Raw genomic sequence first — 13493 nt, forward strand, 5'->3', positions numbered from 1 at the left:
ATCGGTGGTGCAGATCCTGGGCGGCAACGGTTATATCAACGAATACCCGGTGGGCCGCCTGTGGCGCGACGCCAAGCTGTACGAGATCGGCGCCGGCACCTCGGAGATCCGCCGCATGCTGATCGGGCGCGAACTGTACGCCGAGACCATGTGATGCCGGCGTGACACCTGGCCGGGGGCCGRCATTACGCCGGCCATCGCACCAAACAGCCAGCGCCGGTTTCCCGAACCAATTTACAATCTCCGGAACTTGTCGTCGTCTCTTCCTCGCCACCGGCCCGTGCCATGTCTCACTTCCCCAAGCTGCTGTCCTCGCAGATCGCGTACGACGTGGCCCGCACCATGCTGGACGGGTTCGACAAGCACTACCGCCTGTTCCGCGAAGTCAGCCACCAGGCCAAGCTGAGCTTCGAGGCGGCGGACTGGCACGGCCTGCAGCAGCTCCAGCGCGACCGCATCGCCTTCTATAACGAACGCGTGCGCGAGACCAGCCTGATCCTGGAGGACGAATACGATGCGGAAAACATCGAAGACGAGATCTGGCAGCAGATCAAGCTGCACTACATCGGCCTGCTGACCAACCATCACCAGCCCGAGCTGGCCGAGACCTTCTTCAACTCGGTGTGCACGCGCATCCTGCACCGCTCGTACTTCAACAACGACTTCATCTTCGTGCGCCCGGCCATCTCGACCGAGTACATCGAGAACGAGGAGTCGCCGACGCGGCCCACGTTCCGCGCCTATTACCCGGGCAGCCGCATCGGCATGGCGGCCTGCTTCGAGCGCATCGTCCACAATTTCCAGCTCGAACTGCCGTTCGAGGATCTGCGGCGCGACATCGACTACGTGGTGCGCGCGCTCAGCGATTACTTCGGCGACTTCCGCATCGCGCCGAATTTCCAGGTCCATGTGCTGTCGTCGCTGTTCTTCCGCAACAAATCGGCCTTCATCATCGGCCGCGTGCTCAACGCCGACCGTACTTATCCGCTGGCCATTCCCATCGTGCACACGCCCGAGGGCAAGCTCTCGCTCGACACGGTGCTGCTCAAGAAGGAACAGCTGCTGATCCTGTTTTCCTTCACGCATTCGTACTTCATGGTCGACATGGAGATTCCCTCGGCCTACGTCACCTTCCTGCGCGACATCATGCCGCGCAAGCCGCGCGCGGAAATCTATACCTCGCTGGGGCTGCAGAAGCAGGGCAAGAACCTGTTCTACCGGGACTTCCTGCACCACCTGCAGCATTCGTCGGACAAGTTCATCAGCGCGCCGGGCATCAAGGGCCTGGTGATGCTGGTGTTTACGCTGCCTTCGTATCCCTATGTGTTCAAGGTGATCAAGGACTACTACCCGGCACCCAAGGAAACCACGCGCGAGCTGGTCAAGTCGAAGTACCAGCTGGTCAAGCGGCATGACCGCGTGGGCCGCATGGCCGACACGCTCGAGTATTCCAACGTGGCCTTCCCGCTGTCGCGCTTCGACGATGCGCTGGTGGCCGAGCTCACGCTGCATGCGCCGTCGATGATCGAATACCAGCGCGGCAAGGACGGCGGCGAGGAGATCGTGGTGCGCCACGTCTACATCGAGCGCCGCATGACGCCGCTCAATATCTGGCTGCAGGAGGGCACGGAGGCGCAGGTGGAGCATGGCATCGTCGAATACGGCAATGCCATCAAGGAACTGATCGCCGCCAATATCTTCCCCGGCGACATGCTCTACAAGAACTTCGGCGTCACGCGCCACGGCCGCGTGGTGTTCTACGACTACGACGAGATCGAGTACCTGACGGATATCAATATCCGTCGCGTGCCGCAGCCGCGCAACGAAGAAGAAGAGATGTCCGGCGAGCCCTGGTACAGCGTGGGCCGCCACGACATCTTCCCGGAGACATACGGTACCTTCCTGCTGGGCGACCCGCGCGTGCGCGCCGCCTTCCTGCGTCACCACGAAGATTTCTTCGATCCTGCCATGTGGCAGGCTCACAAGGACCGGCTGCTGGCCGGTCAAATCCATGATTTCTATGCCTATGATGTCAAAGAGCGTTTTATCAACCGCTACGGCACGGCCGACGCTAGCGCCTTGCCTGGCGACGTGCCGCCCGCCACTGGCGAACCCGTTCCCGCAAGGAGAGTCGCATGAGTGATGCCATCGCCCAGCTGTTCCGCAACAACCGCGAGTGGGTCGACCGCGTCAACGCCGAGGATCCCAGTTTCTTCATGCGCCTGGCCAACCAGCAGGCGCCCGAGTACCTGTGGATCGGCTGCTCGGACTCGCGCGTGCCGGCCAACCAGATCCTGGGCCTGGCGCCCGGCGAAGTGTTCGTCCACCGCAATATCGCCAACGTGATTGCCCACAGCGACCTCAACGCGCTGTCGGTGATCCAGTTCGCGGTGGAAGTGCTCAAGGTTCGCCATATCACCGTGGTGGGCCACTACGGCTGCGGCGGCGTGAAGGTCGCGCTCAAGCGCCAGCGCATCGGCCTGGCCGACAACTGGCTGCGCCATGTGCGCGACGTGGCCGACAAGCACGGCGCCTACCTCGGCACCATCACCCGCGAGGAAGATGCCCACACGCGGCTGTGCGAGCTCAACGTGATCGAGCAGGTCAGCAACGTGTGCCAGACCACGGTGCTGCAGGACGCCTGGAGCCGCGGTCAGGAAGTCACCGTGCACGGCTGGGTCTACGGCGTGTCCGACGGCCTGCTGCGCGACCTCGGCATGGCCGCCAGCAACAACGACGAACTGCACGAGCAGCTCGACGCAGCCTACCGCCAGTTCGGCGATCCGCCGCAGGCTTCGATCCGCTGACGCTAGCGACGCGGCGCAGCACCAGCGAATAACAGACAGGGCGGCCCTGCCGCCCGCCATTGCCAATATCACTGGAGACATTCCATGCAAGATCCCGTTGTCATCGTATCCGTGGCTCGCACGCCAATGGCAGCCTTCCAGGGCGAGTTCGCCGCGCTGACCGCGCCGCAACTCGGCTCGGCCGCCATCCGCGCCGCGGTGGAGCGCGCCGGCCTGGCGCCGGAGCAGATCGAGGAAGTGGTGTTCGGCTGCGTGCTGCCCGCCGGGCAGGGCCAGGCGCCGGCGCGCCAGGCGGCCCTCGGCGCGGGCCTGACGATGGGCGTGGGCTGCACCACGGTCAACAAGATGTGCGGCTCCGGCATGCGCGCCGCCATGACCGTGCATGACGCGCTGGTGGCGGGCGCCTTCGAGATCGCGGTGGCGGGCGGCATGGAAAGCATGACCAATGCGCCTTACCTGGTGCCCAAGGGCCGCAGTGGCTACCGCATCGGCCACGGCATGATCTTCGACCACATGATGCTGGACGGCCTGGAAGACGCCTATATCCGCGACGAGAAGGGGGGCGGGCGCTCGATGGGTACCTTCGGCGAGGACTGCGCGGCCAAGTACGGCTTCACCCGTGCGGCGCAGGACGAATTCGCCATGGAAAGCGTGCGGCGCGCGCAGCAGGCCACCGAGCGCGGCGATTTCCGCTGGGAGATCGCCGCGGTGACGGTGCCGGGCCGCGGTGGCGACACCGTGATCGACACCGACGAAGGCCCGCGCCGCATCAAGCTCGACAAGATCCCTTCGCTCAAGCCCGCCTTTGCCAAGAACGGCACCATTACCGCCGCCTCGTCCTCGTCGATCAACGACGGCGCCGCGGCGATGGTGATGATGCGCGAATCCACCGCGAAGCGCCTCGGCTTGGAACCGCTGGCACGCCTGCTCGGTCACACCACGCATGCGCAGGAACCGGGCTGGTTTACCACCGCGCCGGTGGAGGCCATCGGCAAGCTCTACCGCAAGCTCGGCTGGACCACCGACAGTGTCGACCTGTTCGAGATCAACGAAGCGTTCGCGGTGGTGCCGATGGCCGCCATGCACGACCTCAAGATCCCGCACGACAGGGTCAATATCCACGGTGGCGCCTGTGCGCTCGGTCACCCCATCGGTGCTTCGGGCGCCCGCATCATGGCCACGCTGATCGGCGCGCTGCGCAAGACCGGCGGCAAGCGTGGCGTGGCCAGCCTGTGCATCGGCGGCGGCGAAGCCACCGCCGTGGGCCTGGAAATCGTCTGAGCGCCGCCGCACCGGCGGCAACGTGGCGGCCCGCCGCTGCGTGGCCGCCTGCCTGAAACCCGACAAACAAGAAGGAGTACGCCTTGCCTACCGCTCTCATCCTTGGTGCCTCGCGCGGCATCGGTCTCGAATTCGTGCGGCAGTACCGCGCCGACGGCTGGCGCGTGCTGGCCGTGGCGCGCAGCGACGATGGCATCGCGGCCATCGAAGCGCTCGGTGCCGAGGCGCTGCGCGCCGACCTGACCGATGCGGGCCAGGTTGCCGGACTGGGCTGGAAGCTCGACGGCGAATCCTTCGACGTGGCGGTCTACAACGCCGGCGTGATCGGCCCGCGCACCGAAGGCGCGCAGCCGGTCTCGCGCGAGGATTTCGACGCGGTGATGCATGTGAACGTGCTGGGACCGATGATGGCGTTGCCCCTGCTGTTGCCGATGGTCGAGACCGGCCGCTCGGGGCAGGGCGGCGTGCTGGCGGTGCTGGCCTCGCGCATGGGCAGCATCGGCGCCATGGACAGCAACCGCAGTTGGCTCTACCGCGTCAGCAAGGCGGCGGCCAACGCGGCGCTCAAGGCCGCCTCGCTCGACGCGCGCCATGCTACCTGCCTGGCCTTCCACCCGGGCTGGGTGCAGACCGACATGGGCGGCAAGGAAGCCGACATCACGCCCCAGCAGAGCGTTGCCGGCATGCGCCGCGTGATCGCCGGCGCAACCCGGCACGACAACGGCGGCTTCCGCAACTACGACGGCGGCGTGATCCCGTGGTAAGCGCCACGCCCGCCGCCCCGCAGGCGACCGCCTTTCTTACCGCAACCGCAACCACAACGCCATCAGTGACCTGACATGCTGCTCACGCCCGAACAGGAAATGATCCGCGACGCCGTGCGCCAGTTCGCACAGCAGGAAATCGCGCCGCACGCCGCCGCCTGGGACCGCGACAAGGTCTTTCCCAAGGCCGTGCACCGCGAGCTGGCCGCGCTCGGCGCCTACGGCGTGGCGGTGCCGGAGCAGTATGGCGGCGCCGGGCTGGACTATCTCTCGCTCGCGCTGATCCTGGAGGAGATCGCGGCCGGCGACGGCGGCACCTCCACCGTCATCAGCGTCAACAACTGCCCCGTGTGCAGCATGTTGATGGCCTTCGCCAGCGAAGCGCAGAAGCAGCAGTGGCTGGTGCCGCTGGCGCGCGGCGAGATGCTGGGCGCCTTCTGCCTGACCGAGCCGCACGTCGGCTCGGACGCCTCCGCGCTGCGTACCGTCGCCGTGCGCGACGGCGACCACTACGTGCTCAACGGCGTCAAGCAGTTCATCACCAGCGGCCAGAACGCCGACGTGGCGATCGTGCTGGCGGTGACCGACAAGGCGGCCGGCAAGCGCGGCATCAGCGCCTTCGTGGTGCCGACCACCACGCCCGGCTACGTGGTCGCGCGCATCGAGGACAAGCTCGGCCAGCATTCTTCCGACACCGCGCAGATCCTGTTCGAGGATTGCCGGGTGCCGGCGGCCAACCTGCTCGGCGAAGAGGGCGCCGGCTACAAGATGGCCCTGTCCGGGCTGGAGGGCGGCCGCATCGGCATTGCCTCGCAAAGCATCGGCATGGCGCGCGCCGCCTTCGAGGCGGCGCTGGCCTACGCCAAGGAACGCGAGAGCTTCGGCCAGCCGCTGTTCGCGCACCAGGCGGTGCAGTTCCGCCTGGCCGAGATGGCGACCAAGATCGAGGTGGCGCGCCAGATGGTCTGGCACGCCGCGTCGCTCAGGGATGCCGGGCGTGCGTGCCTGAAGGAGGCCGCCATGGCCAAGCTGTATGCCAGCGAGATGGCCGAGGCGGTATGCTCGGCCGCCATCCAGGTGTTCGGCGGCTATGGCTATGTCAGCGATTTCCCGGTCGAGCGCATCTACCGCGACGTGCGCGTCTGCCAGATCTACGAAGGCACCAGCGATATCCAGAAGATCCTGATCGCGCGCGCGCTATCCTGACGGCACTTGTCCCCCGCGGGCCCGCGGCAAGCCGGGGACAAGCCAACGCACCACCGAAGCACCGAAGCACCGGATCCGTCGCAGCATCGACCCCCGGCCAGACCCCAGGAGCCCCCCAGAGACCATGAGCGCCGCCATCGATTTCTACTTCGATTTCTCCTCGCCCTACGGCTACTTCGCCAGCACCCGCATCGACGAGCTGGCGCAGAAATACGGCCGCATCGTGGCCTGGCACCCGATCCTGCTCGGGGTGGTGTTCAAGACCACGGGCAGCGCGCCGCTGCCGCAGGTGCCGCTCAAGGGCGAATACTGCTGGCTGGATTTCGAACGCACGGCACGCTTCCACGACATCGAGTACCAGCGCCCGACGCATTTCCCGCTGCCCACCACGCAGGCCGCGCGCGCCATGCTGTGGCTGCAGAACCATCACGGCGACGACATCGCCACCGCGTTCGCCAAGGCGGTCTACCGCGCGCTGTTCGTGGACGATATCAATATCGCCGAGCCGGCCGAGCTGGTGAAGCTGGCCGAGCCGCTCGGCATCGATGCGCACGCCATGGGCGCCGGCGCCAGCAGCTTCCAGATCAAGGACCAGCTCAAGGCCGAGATCGAGGTCGCCATGGCCAAGGGCGTGTTCGGCTCGCCCTTCGTCATCATCGACGGCGCGCCGTTCTGGGGCTTCGACCGGTTCGACCAGATCGAGGCCCTCCTCAAGAGCCGGCGCCCGACGGAGCTGCGCGCGGTGGCCGCCAGCCCCGCAAGCTCACCCGGCAACACAGATAGCAGCAAGGAAAAGAAACCCGCATGAATGCCAGCATCAAGCCGATCCGCCATCCCCGCTTCGATTGCGTGATCTTCGATTGCGACGGCGTGCTCGTCGACAGCGAGCCCATCGTCAACCGCGTGCTCAACCAGATGCTCAACGAGCTTGGCATCGAGATCTCGCTCGAGGATTCCACCAGGTGGTTCCTGGGCCGCGCGGTGCGCGAGGAGCTGGACAATATCGCCCTCAGGCGCGGCGCGCCGCTGCCGGAGAACTGGCTGTCGCAATGGCTGGCGCGGCGCAATGCCGTGCTCGAGGCCGAGGTGCAGGCCGTGCCGCACGTGCGCGAGGCGGTCACCGCCATCGCCGCGGCCGGCCTGCCCATCTGCGTGGCCTCCGGCGCGGACCGCGTCAAGGTCAAGCTGCAGCTGAGCCGCACCGGACTGGTGGCGCTGTTCCAGCAGGATGAGCGCGAGCACATCTTCTCGTCCACCGAGGTCGAGCGCAGCAAGCCCGCGCCCGACGTGTACCTGCTCGCCGCGCGCACCATGAACGTGGAGCCGTCGCGCTGCGCGGTGATCGAGGACAGCCCGGCCGGCATCACCGCCGGCGTGGCGGCGGGCATGACGGTGTTCGGCTACGCCGCGCGCAACGATGCCGCCTCGCTGCTGGCGGCCGGCGCGCGCAGCACCTTCACGGATATGCGCGAGCTGCCGGGGCTGATCGGATGAAGGCGCGCGCGCCCGGCGCCGGCGCCTGTCCCTGCGGCGGCGGCGACTATGCCGCCTGCTGCGGGCGCTTTCACCGCGGCGAGGCCTTGCCGTCCAATGCCGAGCAGCTGATGCGCTCGCGCTACGCCGCCTATGTGCTGGGCGATGAGAACTGGCTGCGCCAGACCTGGCATCCGTCGACCTGCCCGGATGACCTGGCTGCCGATGCCGGCACGCGCTGGCTCGGCCTTGCGGTCAAGGCGCACGCGCAGCAGGACGAGACGCACGCGCAGGTGGAGTTCGTCGCGCGCTACAAGGTCGGCGGGCGCGCTTTCCGGCTGCACGAGCGCAGCCGCTTCGTACTGGAGCCGCGCGCCGCCGGCGAGGCGCCGCGCTGGCTCTACCTGGATGGCGACATGCTTGGGGAGACACCATGACATTGAAAGCCGCAGCAAGCAGCAAGAATGCAGCCGCGCATGAAAGCGCGCATGAGACCGCGCATGAGACCGAATACCTGCTGTACGGTTTCGCGCAATCCGGCAATGCCTACAAGGTGGCCCTGCTGCTGGAGACCATCGGCGTGCAGCGCCGGCGCCAGTTGTGGACGCCGCGCTTCGTCGACTACTTCAACGGCGAGACCCATACGCCGGAGTATCGTGCCATCAACGAGATGGGCGAGGTGCCCGTGCTCGAGTTCGACGGCCGCCGGCTGTCGCAGTCGGGCGCCATCCTCGACCTGCTGGCGCAGCGCCTCGATGCGTACGGTCCCGCCAGCGAGGTCGAGCGCTCCGAGGTATTGCGCTGGCTGCTGTTCGACAATCACAAGTTCACCGCCTACACCGCCACCTACCGCTTCCTGCGCACCTTTGCCAAGGCGCCGGATCCGGTGGTGCTGCAGTTCCTGCGCCAGCGCTGCGAAGGCGCCTGGAGCGTGCTCGACGCGCATCTGGCCGGGCGACCGTACGTGCTGGGAGAGCGTCTGACCATTGCCGATTTCTCGCTGGCCGGCTACGTATTCTTCGACGACGAGATCGGCGTGCACTGGCGCAAGGAGTATCCGCGCATCCATGCCTGGACCGAACGCCTGCGTGCGCTGCCGGGCTGGAAGCATCCGTACGATCTGCTGCCGGGGCACCCGCTGGACAGGCGGGGCTGAATCCGGCGCCCGGGCTGCCCTTCTAGCCGCATTCGTCGGCGCAGTCGATGCCCCGGTCAGCGGGGTTTGGGCATGCGAGGCCACACCGCATGTGGAGATGCGCGCATGCTGACGGCGAGATGCCGGGGGGCATGGTCTTCTTCGTGGTTCGTCGCTCAACACGCTGCTAACGTGTAAAGCCGGGAATGTTTGCCAAGGGACCGGGGAGCTCCCTACCATGACTCTCCCCAACGCGCACGCCAGTGCCGCCCGCCTGCCCCCCCGCGCAGGCAGTGCAGGCCGCAGGCGCGCTCAACAAAGGAGGGTTTCCTTGGAAAACCAGTCCCAATCCCTGCCGCCAGTGCCCGCCGCGCCTTCGCTCGGCGAGCGCAGCCTGCGCGCCGTGTGGCATCCCTGCACGCCGCTGCGCCCTGACGCCGGCGAGCCGCCGCTGGCGATTGCCCGCGGCGAGGGCCCGTGGCTCCATGGCGAAGACGGCCAGCGCTATTTCGATGCCACCAGCTCGTGGTGGGTCAACCTGTTCGGCCACGCCAATCCAGATATCAACGCCGCGCTGCGCGCGCAGCTCGATACGCTCGAGCATGTGATGCTGGCCGGCTGCACGCACGCGCCGGCAGTGGAGCTTGCCGAGCGCCTGTCGGCACTCACCGGCGGCGCGCTCGGCCATGTCTTCTATGCCAGCGACGGCGCGTCCGCCGTCGAGATCGCGCTCAAGATGAGCTTTCACTACTGGCGCAACACCGGGCTGCCGGGCAAGCGCGAGTTCGTGTGCCTGCGCCACGGCTACCACGGCGAGACCGTGGGCGCGCTGGCGGTGACCGACGTGGCGATCTTCCGCGACGCCTATGATCCGATGCTGATGCAGTCGCATGTGGTGATGTCGCCGGATGCGCGCCAGGCCGCGCCGGGCGAAAGCGCGGCACAGGTGGCGCAGCGTGCGCTGGATGAGCTCGAAGCGCTGCTGCAGGCGCGCGGCGGCCAGATCGCCGCGCTGATCGTCGAGCCGCTGATCCAGTGCGCAGCCGGCATGGCGATGCACGATCCGCTTTACCTGGCGGGCGTGCGCGCACTGTGCGACCGCTACCGCGTGCACCTGATCGCCGACGAGATCGCGGTGGGCTGCGGACGCACCGGCACCTTCTTCGCATGGGAGCAGGCGCGCACGCAGCCGGCGGGCGGCGCGGATGCAGGGCCGCTGCCGGCGCACCTGTGGCCCGATTTCCTGTGCCTGTCCAAGGGCATCAGCGGCGGCTACCTGCCGCTCTCGCTGGTGATGTCGCGCAGCGCGCTCCAGCATGCCTTCGTCTCGGCGCCGCACGAGCCGGACCGCGCCCGCAGCTTCCTGCACTCGCATTCCTATACCGGCAATCCGCTGGCCTGCCGCGCCGCGCTTGCCACGCTCGAGCTGTTTGCGCGGCACGACGTGGTGGCGCACAACCGGCTGCGCGCGCAATGGCTCGCGCAGGCCATGGCCGGGCTGGGCGCCGATGCGCGGCTCGAGCACGTGCGCCAGCGCGGGCTGATCTGGGCCGCCGACGTGCGCGAGGAATATGTGCCGGCGGGCGCCGGCGATTTCGCCGCGCGCTTCCACCACGCCGCGCGCGCGCACGGCGTGCTGATCCGCCCGATCGGCCGCACGCTCTATGTCATGCCGCCCTACGTGTTCGACATGGACATGGCGCAGTGGCTGGCGGACCGGCTGCAAGCCACACTCGACACGGTACTGCCCGGCGCCTCGGCGCCGCAGGCGGCACCGGCGCACCCCAAGGAGATACGCGATGCTGCTTGAACACCTGACGCTGGCCGCCGCCGAACGCGACGGCCAGGCCCTCACGCGGCGCCGCCGCACCGCGCACACCGCGTGCGCTCCGCACCAGGAAGTCAGCGACGCCTGCGGCGGCGAGCGCCATGCGCTGCTGACCTTCTGCAGCAACGACTACCTCGGCCTGGCCAATCATCCCGCGCTGATCGAAGCCCTGGGCGAAGGCGCGCGCCGGTACGGCGCGGGCAGCGGCGCGTCCCACCTGGTGAGTGGCCATTCGCAGGCCCACCACGTACTCGAGAGCGAGCTGGCGACCTGGTTCGCGCCGCATATCCCACATGCCGGGGCGCTTTACTTCTGCACCGGCTATATGGCCAACATGGGCGTGCTGAGCGCGCTCGGCAGCGCCGATGCCACGCTGTTCTGCGAGGAGCTGAACCATGCCTCGCTGATCGATGGCGCGCGCCTGGCCAGGGCCAAGGTGAGCCGCTATCCTCACCGCGACGTGGCCGCGCTGGACAAGCTGCTGGCCGAGTCCCCCACCCCGCTCAAGCTGATCGTCACCGACAGCGTGTTCAGCATGGATGGCGACCTGGCGCCGCTCGATACGCTGCTGGCGCTGGCCGAACGGCACGACGCCTGGATCATCGTGGACGATGCGCACGGCTTCGGCGTGCTGGGCGAGCAGGGCCGCGGCGTGCTCGAGCACTTCGCGCTGACCTCCCCGCGCATCATCTATATCGGCACGCTGGGCAAGGCCGCCGGCGTGGCGGGCGCCTTCGTGGCCGCGCATGGGACCATCATCGATCACCTCGTCAACACCGCGCGCCAGTACATCTACACCACGGCCGCGCCGCCCGCGGTGGCGCATGCGGTGTCGGCCAGCCTGGCGCTGATCGCCGGCGAGGAGGGGCACCAGCGCCGCGCCCACCTCGGCGAGCTGATCCGCACCCTGCGCGGCGGCCTGGCCGGCCTGAGCCGCGCCGCCGGCTGGCGCCTCGGCGAGAGCGCCACCGCGATCCAGCCCGTGATCGTGGGCGACAACGTGGCCGCACTGGCCTTGTCCGCGACGCTGGAAGCGGATGGCATCCGCGTCGGCGCGATCCGTCCGCCCACCGTGCCGGCGGGCACCGCGCGCCTGCGCATCACCTTGTCGGCTTCGCATGCGCAGGCCGATGTGGAGCGCCTGCTGGCCAGCCTGGGCAGCGTGGTGCCGCGCAAGGAGATGGCATGAGCGTGCAGCCGTTCGCCTGTTTCGTCACGGGCACCGATACCGGCGTGGGCAAGACCCACGCCAGCGCCACCTTGCTGCATGCGCTGCGCGCGGCCGGCCGGCGCGCCGTGGGCATGAAGCCGGTGGCCAGCGGCAGCGAATGGCGCGTCGACCACTGGCATAACGACGATGTCGCCCAGCTGCGCGCGGCCAGCGCGGTGGACGTGCCGCAGGCGCTGACCTGCCCCTTCTTGCTGCGCACGCCGGCATCCCCGCACCTGGCCGCCGCCGCGGAAGGCGTGCGCATCACCCGCGAGCCGATCCGCGCCGCCTTTGCCGGATTGCAGGCGCGCGCGGACGCCGTGGTGGTGGAGGGCGTGGGCGGCTTTCGCGTACCGCTCGACGGCGCGCCTCCCGAGGCGGGCGGCTGGGACACGGCCGCGCTCGCCGTGATGCTTGACCTGCCGGTGGTGCTGGTGGTGGGCATCCGCCTGGGCTGCCTCAACCATGCGCTGCTCACCGCCGAAGCCGTGCGCGCGCGCGGCCTGCACCTGGCCGGCTGGATCGCCAACCGCATCGATCCGGCCATGGACCTGAGCGACGAGAACATCGACACGCTGCGCCAGTCGCTGGATGCGCCCCTGCTCGGCACGCTGCCGTGGCAGGTGCCGCCGGCGGAAGCCGCCAGCCGGCTGGCGCTCGCGCCGCTGCTGGCCTGAGCCGGCGCCAGCCTCACGAATACCGCAAGACATCCTGGAAAAGACAACGATCATGACCAACACGAACTTTGCCGGCGAGACCGTCGCCACCATCTCCGCCGACAGCCTGCGCCAGACCGCGCGCCGCTTCACCGAAGCCGCTCCCGCCAAGCCTGGCGACTGGGCCGTGGCCGACGTCGCGGCGCTCTACGCGCTGCCCTTCAACGACCTGCTGTTCCGCGCCCAGCAGGTGCACCGCGAGCACTTCGATCCCAATGCCGTGCAGCTCTCCACCCTGTTGTCGATCAAGACCGGCGGCTGCGAGGAAGATTGCGGCTACTGCCCGCAGAGCGCGCACCACGATGCCGGCGTCACGGCCGGCAAGCTGATGGCGCTGGACGAGGTGCTGGAAGCCGCGCGTGCCGCCAAGGCCAGCGGCGCCGGGCGCTTCTGCATGGGCGCGGCATGGCGCAGCCCCAAGGAGCGCCACCTGGAGCCGGTGATCGAGATGGTCAAGGAGGTCAAGGCGATGGGCCTGGAGACCTGCGTCACGCTGGGCATGCTGGAGGCCGAGCAGGCGCGCCGCCTGAAGGATGCCGGCCTGGACTACTACAACCACAACCTCGACACTTCGCCCGAGTTCTACGGCGAGATCATCACGACCCGCACCTATCAGGACCGCCTGGACACCATTGGCCATGTGCGCGACGCCGGCATCAACGTCTGCTGCGGCGGCATCGTCGGCATGGGCGAATCGCGCGACGCGCGTGCCGGCCTGATCGCCCAGCTCGCCAACATGGACCCGTACCCGGAATCGGTGCCCATCAACAACCTGGTCGCCGTGGAGGGCACGCCGCTGGCCCACGCCGAGCCGATCGATCCGTTCGAGTTCGTGCGCACCATCGCGGTGGCCCGCATCACCATGCCGCGCGCCATGGTGCGCCTGTCGGCCGGGCGCGAGACCATGGACGACGCGCTGCAGGCACTGTGCTTCATGGCCGGCGCCAACTCCATCTTCTACGGCGACCGCCTGCTGACCACCGCCAACCCGCAGGCCGACCGCGACCGCGCGCTGCTGGCCCGCCTGGACATCCGGACCGAGGGCTACGCCGGCTGAACTTGCCGGCATGGCG

14 protein-coding genes are annotated in these 13493 nt (G+C 68.4%); all 14 read left to right on the forward strand.

What is annotated here, in order from left to right:
• A partial coding sequence (locus AB4Z48_RS20810) for an acyl-CoA dehydrogenase family protein (RefSeq protein ID WP_441617652.1) occupies positions 1-154 on the forward strand: 154 nt, incomplete at its 5' end.
• A 131-nt stretch (positions 155-285) separates the two neighbouring features.
• Complete coding sequence (gene aceK, locus AB4Z48_RS20815) at positions 286-2139, forward strand: bifunctional isocitrate dehydrogenase kinase/phosphatase (protein ID WP_441617390.1); 1854 nt, start codon at positions 286-288, stop codon at positions 2137-2139.
• The gene (gene can / locus AB4Z48_RS20820) at positions 2136-2807 is read left to right on the forward strand and encodes a carbonate dehydratase (RefSeq protein WP_441617392.1); all 672 of its coding nucleotides are present in this window, start codon (positions 2136-2138) and stop codon (positions 2805-2807) included. The genes aceK and can overlap by 4 nt, the downstream gene beginning before the upstream one ends.
• Positions 2808-2891: 84 nt before the next feature.
• Positions 2892-4088, forward strand: a complete 1197-nt coding sequence (locus AB4Z48_RS20825) for an acetyl-CoA C-acetyltransferase (RefSeq protein WP_441617394.1) — start codon at positions 2892-2894, stop codon at positions 4086-4088.
• An 83-nt stretch (positions 4089-4171) separates the two neighbouring features.
• Positions 4172-4852: an SDR family oxidoreductase gene (locus AB4Z48_RS20830; RefSeq protein ID WP_441617396.1), complete on the forward strand. Its 681-nt coding sequence runs from the start codon at positions 4172-4174 to the stop codon at positions 4850-4852.
• A gap of 75 nt (positions 4853-4927) precedes the next feature.
• Positions 4928-6058, forward strand: a complete 1131-nt coding sequence (locus tag AB4Z48_RS20835; RefSeq protein ID WP_441617398.1) for an acyl-CoA dehydrogenase family protein — start codon at positions 4928-4930, stop codon at positions 6056-6058.
• Between the two features lie 124 nt (positions 6059-6182).
• Positions 6183-6866 carry a 2-hydroxychromene-2-carboxylate isomerase gene (locus tag AB4Z48_RS20840; RefSeq protein ID WP_441617399.1) on the forward strand — a complete coding sequence of 228 codons (684 nt, stop codon included), beginning with the start codon at positions 6183-6185 and terminating at the stop codon, positions 6864-6866.
• Positions 6863-7552 carry an HAD family hydrolase gene (locus AB4Z48_RS20845; RefSeq protein ID WP_441617401.1) on the forward strand — a complete coding sequence of 230 codons (690 nt, stop codon included), beginning with the start codon at positions 6863-6865 and terminating at the stop codon, positions 7550-7552. The genes AB4Z48_RS20840 and AB4Z48_RS20845 overlap by 4 nt, the downstream gene beginning before the upstream one ends.
• On the forward strand, positions 7549-7968 hold the full coding sequence (locus AB4Z48_RS20850; RefSeq protein ID WP_441617403.1) for a YchJ family metal-binding protein: 420 nt from the start codon (positions 7549-7551) through the stop codon (positions 7966-7968). Before AB4Z48_RS20845 ends, AB4Z48_RS20850 begins: the two co-directional genes overlap by 4 nt.
• Positions 7965-8687: a glutathione S-transferase family protein gene (locus AB4Z48_RS20855; RefSeq protein WP_441617405.1), complete on the forward strand. Its 723-nt coding sequence runs from the start codon at positions 7965-7967 to the stop codon at positions 8685-8687. The genes AB4Z48_RS20850 and AB4Z48_RS20855 overlap by 4 nt, the downstream gene beginning before the upstream one ends.
• A 310-nt stretch (positions 8688-8997) precedes the next feature.
• Positions 8998-10476: an adenosylmethionine--8-amino-7-oxononanoate transaminase gene (gene bioA / locus AB4Z48_RS20860; RefSeq protein WP_441617407.1), complete on the forward strand. Its 1479-nt coding sequence runs from the start codon at positions 8998-9000 to the stop codon at positions 10474-10476.
• Positions 10466-11683 (forward strand): 8-amino-7-oxononanoate synthase, encoded by a 1218-nt coding sequence (gene bioF, locus AB4Z48_RS20865; protein ID WP_441617409.1) that lies wholly within the window; start codon positions 10466-10468, stop codon positions 11681-11683. Before bioA ends, bioF begins: the two co-directional genes overlap by 11 nt.
• Complete coding sequence (gene bioD / locus AB4Z48_RS20870) at positions 11680-12381, forward strand: dethiobiotin synthase (RefSeq protein WP_441617411.1); 702 nt, start codon at positions 11680-11682, stop codon at positions 12379-12381. Before bioF ends, bioD begins: the two co-directional genes overlap by 4 nt.
• Positions 12382-12433: 52 nt before the next feature.
• Positions 12434-13477, forward strand: coding sequence for a biotin synthase BioB (gene bioB, locus AB4Z48_RS20875; protein WP_441617412.1), 1044 nt, complete (start codon positions 12434-12436; stop codon positions 13475-13477).
• Positions 13478-13493: the final 16 nt, after the last annotated feature.

Origin of the sequence: Cupriavidus sp. 2TAF22 (assembly GCF_052115045.1) — a bacterium.
In the GTDB taxonomy this organism is placed as follows: Bacteria; Pseudomonadota; Gammaproteobacteria; order Burkholderiales; family Burkholderiaceae; genus Cupriavidus.

Excerpts from the sequence above, each read along its gene's own strand:
- bioD (WP_441617411.1), top strand. The coding sequence starts at position 11,680 with ATGAGCGTGCAGCCGTTCGCCTGTTTCGTCACGGGCACCGATACCGGC.
- AB4Z48_RS20850 (WP_441617403.1), top strand. The coding sequence starts at position 7,549 with ATGAAGGCGCGCGCGCCCGGCGCCGGCGCCTGTCCCTGCGGCGGCGGC.
- bioF (WP_441617409.1), top strand. The coding sequence starts at position 10,466 with ATGCTGCTTGAACACCTGACGCTGGCCGCCGCCGAACGCGACGGCCAG.
- AB4Z48_RS20840 (WP_441617399.1), top strand. The coding sequence starts at position 6,183 with ATGAGCGCCGCCATCGATTTCTACTTCGATTTCTCCTCGCCCTACGGC.
- bioB (WP_441617412.1), top strand. The coding sequence starts at position 12,434 with ATGACCAACACGAACTTTGCCGGCGAGACCGTCGCCACCATCTCCGCC.
- can (WP_441617392.1), top strand. The coding sequence starts at position 2,136 with ATGAGTGATGCCATCGCCCAGCTGTTCCGCAACAACCGCGAGTGGGTC.
- AB4Z48_RS20855 (WP_441617405.1), top strand. The coding sequence starts at position 7,965 with ATGACATTGAAAGCCGCAGCAAGCAGCAAGAATGCAGCCGCGCATGAA.
- AB4Z48_RS20845 (WP_441617401.1), top strand. The coding sequence starts at position 6,863 with ATGAATGCCAGCATCAAGCCGATCCGCCATCCCCGCTTCGATTGCGTG.
- AB4Z48_RS20835 (WP_441617398.1), top strand. The coding sequence starts at position 4,928 with ATGCTGCTCACGCCCGAACAGGAAATGATCCGCGACGCCGTGCGCCAG.
- aceK (WP_441617390.1), top strand. The coding sequence starts at position 286 with ATGTCTCACTTCCCCAAGCTGCTGTCCTCGCAGATCGCGTACGACGTG.
- AB4Z48_RS20825 (WP_441617394.1), top strand. The coding sequence starts at position 2,892 with ATGCAAGATCCCGTTGTCATCGTATCCGTGGCTCGCACGCCAATGGCA.